9 protein-coding genes and 1 tRNA gene are annotated in these 9,564 nt (G+C 41.4%); 8 read left to right on the forward strand and 2 right to left on the reverse strand.

Annotated features, from left to right (window positions below; genetic code table 11):
* Positions 1-8: 8 nt before the first annotated feature.
* The 4 genes from BM126_RS07620 to pstA all read left to right on the forward strand — a co-directional run bounded on the left by BM126_RS07620 (position 9) and on the right by pstA (position 6,095).
* Positions 9-2,948 carry an OmpL47-type beta-barrel domain-containing protein gene (locus BM126_RS07620; protein ID WP_090988937.1) on the forward strand — a complete coding sequence of 980 codons (2,940 nt, stop codon included), beginning with the start codon at positions 9-11 and terminating at the stop codon, positions 2,946-2,948.
* A gap of 353 nt (positions 2,949-3,301) precedes the next feature.
* Positions 3,302-4,198, forward strand: a complete 897-nt coding sequence (locus BM126_RS07625; protein WP_090988938.1) for a phosphate ABC transporter substrate-binding protein PstS family protein — start codon at positions 3,302-3,304, stop codon at positions 4,196-4,198.
* A gap of 71 nt (positions 4,199-4,269) precedes the next feature.
* Positions 4,270-5,169 (forward strand): phosphate ABC transporter permease subunit PstC, encoded by a 900-nt coding sequence (gene pstC, locus BM126_RS07630; RefSeq protein ID WP_090988939.1) that lies wholly within the window; start codon positions 4,270-4,272, stop codon positions 5,167-5,169.
* Positions 5,166-6,095 (forward strand): phosphate ABC transporter permease PstA, encoded by a 930-nt coding sequence (gene pstA, locus BM126_RS07635; protein ID WP_090988940.1) that lies wholly within the window; start codon positions 5,166-5,168, stop codon positions 6,093-6,095. Before pstC ends, pstA begins: the two co-directional genes overlap by 4 nt.
* Positions 6,096-6,187: 92 nt before the next feature.
* Here pstA and BM126_RS07640 read toward each other — a convergent pair whose 3' ends face one another.
* Positions 6,188-6,409, reverse strand: a complete 222-nt coding sequence (locus BM126_RS07640) for an alpha/beta-type small acid-soluble spore protein (RefSeq protein WP_090988941.1) — start codon at positions 6,407-6,409, stop codon at positions 6,188-6,190.
* A 172-nt stretch (positions 6,410-6,581) separates the two neighbouring features.
* On the opposite strand from BM126_RS07640, the gene BM126_RS07645 reads away from it, so the two are divergent.
* From BM126_RS07645 to BM126_RS07655, 4 genes are all read left to right on the forward strand, one after another.
* Positions 6,582-6,654 (forward strand) — tRNA-Ala (locus BM126_RS07645).
* Between the two features lie 210 nt (positions 6,655-6,864).
* The gene (locus BM126_RS07650; RefSeq protein WP_071350853.1) at positions 6,865-7,077 is read left to right on the forward strand and encodes a hypothetical protein; all 213 of its coding nucleotides are present in this window, start codon (positions 6,865-6,867) and stop codon (positions 7,075-7,077) included.
* A gap of 413 nt (positions 7,078-7,490) precedes the next feature.
* Entirely contained in the window at positions 7,491-7,661 is a 171-nt protein-coding gene (locus tag BM126_RS22260; protein WP_170846107.1) for a hypothetical protein, read from the forward strand.
* Positions 7,662-7,855: 194 nt separating this feature from the next.
* Positions 7,856-8,776, forward strand: coding sequence for a DMT family transporter (locus BM126_RS07655; RefSeq protein WP_090988942.1), 921 nt, complete (start codon positions 7,856-7,858; stop codon positions 8,774-8,776).
* A 54-nt stretch (positions 8,777-8,830) separates the two neighbouring features.
* Here the strand turns inward: BM126_RS07655 and BM126_RS07660 are convergent, their stop codons facing one another.
* Complete coding sequence (locus BM126_RS07660; protein WP_090988943.1) at positions 8,831-9,022, reverse strand: hypothetical protein; 192 nt, start codon at positions 9,020-9,022, stop codon at positions 8,831-8,833.
* Positions 9,023-9,564 lie beyond the last annotated feature (542 nt).

Genomic DNA, 9,564 nt, shown 5'->3' on the forward strand with positions numbered 1-9,564 from the left:
ATTCACGAATGGAGAGATGGTTTAACGGTAAGTGGCTTACTATTGCGGTTTTAACACTCATGGTGGCTGCGAATGCGCTTGGCTTTGCGCCTTCGAATGTCCATGCTGCAGCTGCTGACAATGTGCTGCCGGATGGCACTGGAAAAAAGGTGCTTTTTGACAATACTCATGGCCAGACATCCGGAGCAGCGGATTGGGTGATTGATGGGGGATTCTCGGATTTTGCTAATGGCTTAAAGGAAAAAGGCTTCGCTGTATCGGAATTATCCCGCAATATTCCTTTTAACTACGGTGAACAGGCCGTTACCTTTGATAAACTTAAGGACTATGATGTATTCGTAATTGGTGAAGCAAATATTCCTTATAAAAAATCAGAGCAGGATGCCATGATCCAATATGTGCAAAGCGGAGGAAGCATCTTTTTCATTGCAGACCATTATAATGCTGACCGCAATAAAAATCGCTGGGATGCATCTGAAGTAATGAATGGCTACCGGCGCGGGGCATTTGATAATCCTTCAAAAGGGATGACTCAGGAAGAAGCCAATTCCCCGGCGATGCAAGGGGTGCAAAGCTCGGATTGGATGGCAAGCAACTTTGGAATCCGTTTCCGCTATAATGCAGTAGGAGATGTGAATGCGTCGGATATTTCAGCTCCTGCACAGTCTTTTGGCATTACAGAAGGTGTGAAGTCAGTAGCAGTCCATGCCGGTTCTACTTTGGCTGTTTTAGATCCTTCAAAAGCAAAGGGTCTGGTTTATCTTCCGCAAAATCCTCCTTCCTGGGGCTCGGCTGTTGATAAGGGAGTTTACAGCGGAGGCGGAAAAGCAGAGGGGCCGTTTGCGGCAATTTCCAAACTTGGCGGCGGAAAAGCTGCATTCATTGGAGATTCTTCTCCTGTAGAGGATGCCTCACCGAAATACCTGAGAGAGGAAACGGGACAAAAGAAAACTACCTATGATGGATTTAAAGAAGCAAACGACAGCACATTCCTTGTGCAGACAGTTGAATGGCTTGCTAAAAAGGAAAGCTATACAAACTTCAGCCAGGCTGGAATCGAACTGGATCAGAAGACTCCATTGATTCTTGATGCCGCTAAAGCGGAAAACGAAGATCCTGCTACGACAACAGAACCTCAGGCTGAGCCGTGGTCACAGCCTCAAGCAGGGTACAAATGGTATGATCCTTCCACCTTCAAGCCAGGATCATATGGTTCATCCCAGACACCTGCAGCAAATCCTGCATACAGCCTAATTCACCAAAGCACATTGCCTTCATCACAGGATTTTCAAATAAGAGTTTCATTGAGCGGCTTGAACCCGGGACAAACAGTTTCAGGCTTAAAGCTGGGCATATATTTATCAGGCGGGACACAGATTGCTAAGGTGAAAAATGAAGATGGCTCCTGGCCTAAGACGGAGGGCTACAGCTCTGATTTTTCCGTTACGGCAAATGACCAGGGAAAAGCTTATAAAGACCTGACCGTTCATATTAATGGAACAAAAGGTGCTGCAAGCTTAAGACTGAAGCAAGGCAGCAATAACGCAGTTACAGAAGCGGTAACAATTGCGGATGTGCCGGCAGAACCGCTTCCTGAGGACAAGCCTGCTATTCCGGATGCAATATCTGTTACTGATGCAAGAGAAAGCGCGGATGGCACACTTGTTACCGTTGAAGGAACGATTACTTCTGAACCAGGAGTGTTCGGAGGAATGGGCTTTTATCTGCAAGATGCCTCCGGCGGGACATATGTGTACCAAAATGAAGCGGGATACCATAAAGGAGACAAAGTCCAGATAACTGCAGTTAAGAAAACCTATAATTCTGAAGTGGAGCTGACAGACCCTGTTTCTCTGAAAAAGACGGGAACAGCAAGCGTTGATCCTCGTGTACAAGATGCTGTGAATAACGAAAATCAAGGGCAGCTTATCACGCTGGAAAATCTTAAAATAGTAAAATATGATCCTGCTAATGGTTCAGGCACTTTTCAATTTACGGCAGCGAGTCCCGAAGGAAAGGAAACCATTGTGCGAATTGACGGCAGGACAGGCATTTCTTATGACCGTTTAACACAATTGTATCCAGCAGGTTCCCAGGTCAACATTACAGGGATTTCTTCTATTTTTAATGGTGCTTATCAATTAAAACCATTATCAATAGAACAGATACAGTCTGCAGATTCTGCCCCGCCAGTTACATCAGTTACAAGCAGCGGCAAGCTTGGAGCGGGTGTTTACAATAAGGAAACTGTTCAAATTGCCTTTTCCGCTAATGATGGCAGCGGTACAGGAGTTGCCAGGACCGAATACAGAGTTAATGGCGGAGAGTGGACAGTTTCAAATGGCTATGCTGCCATTTCAGATGAAGGGAAGAATATAGTAGAATTCCGTTCTTATGACTTAGCAGGCAATGTGGAAAGCGTGAAATCCGTCCAGGTCTGGATCGACATGCATGCCCCGGAAATAACGCTGGATGGACAGGTATCATTTTACCAGACAGACTCAGCGATACCTGTGAAAATTACAGCAGCAGATCAGCTTAGCGGAGTAAAATCGGTTAAATATATACTGGATAATACAGTGATTTCAGATTTGCAGGCTGTTTCTCCATTGGATTTAACAGCAGGAAAACATAAACTTCGAGTCACCGCTGAGGACGAAGCGGGAAATACAATAACAGAAACATATACGCTAGAGTCAAAGATCGACATAGACCATCTTGATGAACTAATTGACATAGGAGTCAAACAGGGCAAATTCGAGAATAAAGGAATTGCAAAAAGCCTGCAGGCACAGATTGCTTCTATCCAGCAAGCTAAGAAACAGAAAGTGATAGAGCAGAAGCTAAAGGCCCTTGAAACTGAAGTAAGAACACTGAAAAAGATATTCATCGATAAAGAATTTGCTGAAATCATCATTCAAGACATGGATTATATTCAAGGACAGTAAATAGCATAGTAGAGAAGGCTGCAGATATTGTCTGCAGCCTTCTTTTTTTATGCATAAAAAATGGCACTCCTGCCATAAGTGTTCGGATTGTAAACTTCATGTAAAGTAATGACTAATATTCACAGGTTTTTTTCTGATGAAATAAAGGCTGTCCCCACCCGATAACTTTGGGTTTCTTAATTAGGAAGGCGTCTTTTAGCCATGAGTCTGTCTTAAAACAATAGTAAAAATATTTACATAGAATTCAAAGTGAGTTCATATTGGCATAACAATTGACCATTAAGATGAGATTGTACCCCAAAGAGAGTACAAAGTACTAGAAAGATAAATAGCTATTAACGGAGGGAAATTTAATGAAGATTACAGGTTTGAAATTATCTATGGCTGCTCTAGTAATGGCAGGAGCACTTGCAGGATGCGGAAAAGCTGATGATTCAAAAGGCAGTGATAATGCCAAAAAAGCTGATGATAATAAAACAGCTTACTCAGGAACTGTTACTGCAGCAGGATCAACAGCACTTCAGCCTTTAGCTGAAGAAGCAGCCAATGAAATTCAAGGAACATACCCTGATCTCTCTGTAACTGTTCAAGGCGGCGGAAGCGGAACAGGTGTTAATCAAGTAGCAGCCGGCGCTGTGAATATCGGGAATTCTGATGTTCCTTCAGCCGATAAATTAGAAGATAAATCAAAAGCCGACAAGCTTGTAGATACTAAAGTAGCTGGAATCGGATTTGCGTTAGTTGTAAATAAAGATGTTTCAGTAGAAACCTTAAAAGAAAATCAAATCCAAGGAATCTTTTCAGGCAAAATCAAGAACTGGAAAGAAGTTGGCGGAAAAGATGAAAAAATTAATGTGATAAATCGCCCGGCATCATCCGGTACACGTGCAACTTTTGAAAAAACAATGATGGCCGGAGTTAAGATTGATGACAGCATCGGTACTGCGCAAGATTCAAATGGTGCAGTTGAGCAATCAGTAAACTCTACAAAAGGTTCTATCAGTTACCTTGCCCTATCCTATTTAGTAGGAGATAAAAAGGACAGCCTAAAGACGTTAAAAATTAACGATGTTGAACCAACTTCAGATAATATCGTGAATAAAAAATATCCATTCTGGTCTTATGAGTACATGATTACAGATGGCCATCCTAAAGACGGCATTAAAGGCTTCATTGATTATGTAACAGGAGATAAATTTGCAGATAAGGTTACAGAAATGGGTTATATTCCAATGTCAGACTTAAAATAAAAATTGCTGGAATGGCTGGCTGTGACAGTCAGCCTTCTTTCATTGCAGTCAATGGTAAGGGGGTTCTCGGGATGAAGGGGAAAAAATCAATAAACTATGTTACGAGTGAATACCTTGGACGAACACTTGTAACGATTTGCGGACTGCTGATTGTGCTGACCACATTATCCATTATTGTGTTCATATGCGGCAAGGGCATTCAGTCATTCCTGCAAAGCCATCTTTCAATTGCAGAAATGCTCACGTCTAAAAATTGGAGTCCTAATGATCCTGCAGACAAATCTTATGGTGCGCTAATATTCATAATGGGGTCTGCTTTTGTTTCAATAGGTGCGGTTGTGCTCAGTACGCCTGTGGCTATTGGATTAGCCGTTTTTAATAATTACATTGCACCGAAATTCGGTTCGAAAGTTTTAAAACCGGTACTTGAGCTTCTTGTTGGGGTGCCGTCGGTAGTATACGGATTTTTGGGTGTTACCATACTGGTTCCGCTGCTGCGTGACCAATTTGGCGGAGTAGGATTCAGTCTGATTGCAGGAATTATTGTGCTGAGCATTATGATCCTGCCTACTATTGCAAGCATTGCCGATGATGCTGTAAAGGGTGTTCCATTTGAATATCTGGAAGCTTCCTATGGGCTTGGCTCCACACGCTGGCAGGCTATTAGCAGAATTATCGTGCCTGCAGCCAAAAAGGGTATATTAACAGCGATAGTGCTAGGTCTGGCGAGAGCATTCGGTGAAGCCCTTGCCGTTCAAATGGTTATCGGAAATACAGTCAAAATGGCCGACAGCCTTTATAGCCCAACTGCAACTTTAACTGGTATCCTCACTATGGATATGAGCAACACGCTTAATGGCACAGCGTGGAATAACGCATTATGGACATTGGCTATGATCTTGCTGCTTATTTCTTTCTTGTTTATTTTCATCATCAGAATGATCGGAAAAAGAGGTGCGGAACAAGCATGAAAAATAAAGCGCGGGTTATAAATAATATCTGGACAGGAATATTTTATATCGTTGCTGTTGCGGTCATCACACTGCTTGTATTTTTGGTCGGAAAAATCATGGCACTGGGCTGGGGATTTTGGGATCCGGATTTCCTCTTTGGCACACCGAGCAATACGATGGCAGGAGGCGGCATTGGCCCGCAGCTCTTTAACTCGTTTTATCTGCTTGTGCTTTCATTGATCATTTCAGTTCCATTAGGGCTCGGAGCTGGAATCTACCTGGCTGAGTACGCAAAAAAAGGAAGATTTTTGAACTTTGTAAGACTTTGCATAGAAACGATGGCATCTCTTCCTTCTATTGTAGTCGGACTTTTTGGATTGCTGATCTTTGTAACATTGGCAAAGTGGGGCTACACACTGATAGGAGGAGCACTTGTTATTACTATACTCAATCTGCCCAGCTTATCGAGGATTTGTGAAATGGCCATAAGCACTGTACCCTCAAACATAAAGGAAGCGAGTCTGGGAATGGGAGCAACGAGATGGCAGACATTAATGAAGGTATCACTTCCGTTTGCTTCACGTGAAATCATTACAGGCATCATTTTGACAGCGGGAAGAGTATTCGGGGAAGCGGCTGCTCTAATTTATACGGCAGGGCTCACGACACCGATGTTAAACTCTGCTGCTGATCTGTCAAGTCCTGTTAATCCCTTTAACATCTTCAGGCCGGCAGAAACACTTGCTGTTCATATCTGGAAGCTGAATTCTGAAGGAATAGTTCCGGACGCGCGTTTAATTGCGACAAGGTCTGCTGCAGTCCTTATTATTATGGTGCTGATTTTCAATATTTCGGCCCGCCTGGCATCCAATTTACTTGATAAGCATTTCAAAGGATCAAAAAAGAAGAAGAAAGCAGATAAAGCCTTAAAAAGTGCTGCATAGGTAAGACATGCTCATCCGCCTAGGATGAGCCTTTATTTTGAGAAAGGCTACCTGCTGAAAACAGGTAGCCAATGCCATATTATTCAGTTAGATTAACGAGTACCAAAAGTTCCTGATTGTCCAGCTAATTGAGACTGAGCTGTAGCTACAAGACGCTTAGTGATTTCGCCTCCTACTGATCCGTTCGCGCGAGAAACAGTATCTGCTCCAAGCTGTACACCGAATTCAGAAGCGATTTCGTACTTCATTTGTTCAAGAGCTTGTTCAGCACCTGAAACCAATAATTGATTTCTTCCACCACTGCGGTTTGACATGTGTTTTCACCTCCTTTGTTGGTATACTTTTAATCTTCCTTCTTTCCGGGAAAGAATACTTTGTAAATGATGGTTAAATATCCAGCAGGAAATCTGTCTGCAGATTTTCACTTAAAAAAGTATTGACTTTTTACAAAAAAAAGATAAAATATAAATTGTACCTGATACATACGGGGCATTAGCTCAGCTGGGAGAGCGCTACGCTGGCAGCGTAGAGGTCAGCGGTTCGATCCCGCTATGCTCCATCTTTCTTAGAACCCTTGGGATTGGATTCCCAAGGGTCTTTTATTTTTTGATCTGTTAATCTTGTACCCGGATTTCCTGGCTTGCCAGCGAAGCCTGTATTATGGAATCCGCTTTTGCGGCATGGCAGAAGAATGTAAAATTAGCCAGTATCCGCTGCAAAAGAAGGATATTTTCCTTGTTTGCCGAAAAGATAGTAAAGGGGATGTCCAATGGATAAAATTTCGTTATTTAAAAATATGCAAAATGCCAGCGGAGGGAATTTTTTTTCAGTAGAAATTCCTAAAAGCACTCTAGAAGATGGAAGTAAGATTCAAGCCATAGCCAAAGAGCTTGAGTCAGAAGGGAAAATTAAATTACGGGAGTATGTCGAGAAGGAAGATAGCGTCTATTTACACGGCATAATGAAATATGCATCCGATTAATCGGATGTTTTTTTTTTATCCTGCATGTACTGCCAGTACAGGGAGGAAGGCTTTTTTTAGGATGTAATTTTGCTTTATCCTGACATTTGTTTATTTATATAAAAGATTATTTGGTGCAATAATGGTAAAATAGAGATTGAGTATACTTTTAGGGCAAAATTATTAATGAAAGTGGATTGGAGGAATGGTGTCGCCTTTTGTCTAAATGAGGGTTTAAAGGAGACGTCTGTTAATACCTTTAATGCCGGCTATCACTTTATAATAGTAAAAGTAACGCTCTATCCCGGAAATGCAGCTGGAATTTCCTGCCGGGACTTTGAGCTATATGTTTAACCTGCTTTATGACTGGCTGATTTGGCAAAAATGCACGCAGACTATGGAATTATTTCTACTTATAAAGAAGAGGTGTAATTGTGGCAGTTAAAAACAAGTACCAAACCGGAGAAAAAGTGAAATTAAAAACGTCTGGAGAAACAGTTACCATTAATAAATGGCAATATGTTGCCAACATGAAAAAATATTCGTATACCATCAAGGAAAACCCTACTACTTTTTATTTTGAAGATGAATTTTTAACCCTTTAAGTGCCAGAATGAATTCATATTCCCAAAAAAAGCTCACTTCTTTTAGAAAATGAGCTTTTTCACACGGCGTTTTTTTGGAAAATTGCATAACTTCTTTCCAGAAGGCACGGCTGTACATATTTTTCAGACTGCAGAATTAAATCTGTTCATCTATAAAATGAATTCAATTGCTGAGTGTTCAGAAAGGAATTGTCATGCAGGAGCCTAAAATAAATCCCTATATTGCTTTAATGATTGGAGTGCTATCTGTTTCTGCTTCTGCAATACTGGTAATGGCATCGACAGCCGGGTCAGGGGTCATTGCGTTTTACCGGCTGTTATTCACAGTGCTGCTGATGCTGCCGATTTTTATTACGAAGTACCGTTTTGAAATTCTCCTGGTCAAAAAGCGAGATGCCATTTATGCTGCAGCAGCTGGAGTATTTCTAGCGTTTCATTTCATTCTGTGGTTTGAATCGCTCAACTTTACATCTGTAGCAAGTTCGACTGTTCTTGTCACTGTCCAGCCTATTTTTGCTTTTGCTGGTGCATACTTCTTTTTTAAAGAACGCTTCTCGTTTAAAACGATAGCGAGCGGAGCGGTAGCTATTTGCGGATGTGCACTTATAAGCTGGGGTGACTTTCGGTTAAACGGCATGGCGCTGTGGGGTGATATCCTTGCTTTGCTGGCCTGCGGGCTGGTAACCGCCTATTTGCTATTTGGGCAGAATGTAAGACAAAGAATATCCTCTGGAACCTATACTTTTATTGTTTATACAGCCAGTACAGTCACATTGTTTCTTTATGTGCTGTTATCAGGAGAGGATCTGGGTCCTTATCCGCCGCTCGATTGGCTGTATTTTATATTATTGGCTGTTTTTCCGAACCTTCTCGGGCACTCGCTTTTTAATTGGTCCTTAAAATGGATCAGTACGACTGTTATATCTATGGCAATTCTTCTTGAGCCAGTCGGCGCGTCTATTTTAGCGTATTTTCTTCTGGGTGAACATGTAAAGTGGCCTCAAATAACAGGGGGAGCTATCATTCTGGCTGCTTTGATTTTGTTTCTGGCTGAAACAAATAAAAGTAAGATCAAAGAAAAAGATGCAGAAGGTCTGGAAGCGAAATCCGGTTAATCAAAAAAAGAAAACGCAGCAAGCTTTTGGGGCTTGCTGCGTTTTCTTTTTATATTATCCAAAAGATTGACTGTGGAATACCATAGTAAACTCTGTGAATACCATGGCCATAGCGGCACTCATGATTAACAGTGTGCCATTTACTTTTCCTTCTTGATTGCTGATTTTAATTGCTTCGAAATAAGCCACGTTAAATAAGTACAAAGCCATTAAGTAAGAGATTACTAGTCCGATAGAAGGAATCATTGCTACACCTCAAATTGTGATTTATAAAATGTATGCGTAATCCATGCGGAGTATGCTAGTTAACATCTTGCCCAAGACAATCAGCGGAAAGAGATGCCTTTAAGGAAAGTTATAGTCAAATAGCGGTTAAAAGGATAAGATAAGAAAGTTGCACTGCCTTTTAGTGAGTGTTGCAGGAATAGCAGTTATTGTAAGGCTAATTAGGGGCATGAATATTTTTTGAAAAAAGTATTAAAAATATATTGCAATCATTTTTTAACCATGATATATTAATACATGTCGCTGAGACAACAAGTTATTTACTGAAACAGACCGAAAGAAATTTTTAAAAAAGGTTGTTGACAAAATAACTTAAGATGTGATAAATTATAGAAGTCGCCTCTTGCGAGAAACGACAAAATAATACATCGTAATTGCTCTTTGAAAACTGAACAAAACTAAGCGCCGACGTTTTAAAATAGTGAGCACACACTCTAAAAGCAAATGAGCAAGTCAAACATTTCTTCGGAGAGTTTGATCCTGGCTCAGGACGAACGCTGGCG

Source organism: Bacillus sp. OV322 (assembly GCF_900112495.1).
Taxonomy (GTDB): domain Bacteria; phylum Bacillota; class Bacilli; order Bacillales; family DSM-1321; genus Peribacillus.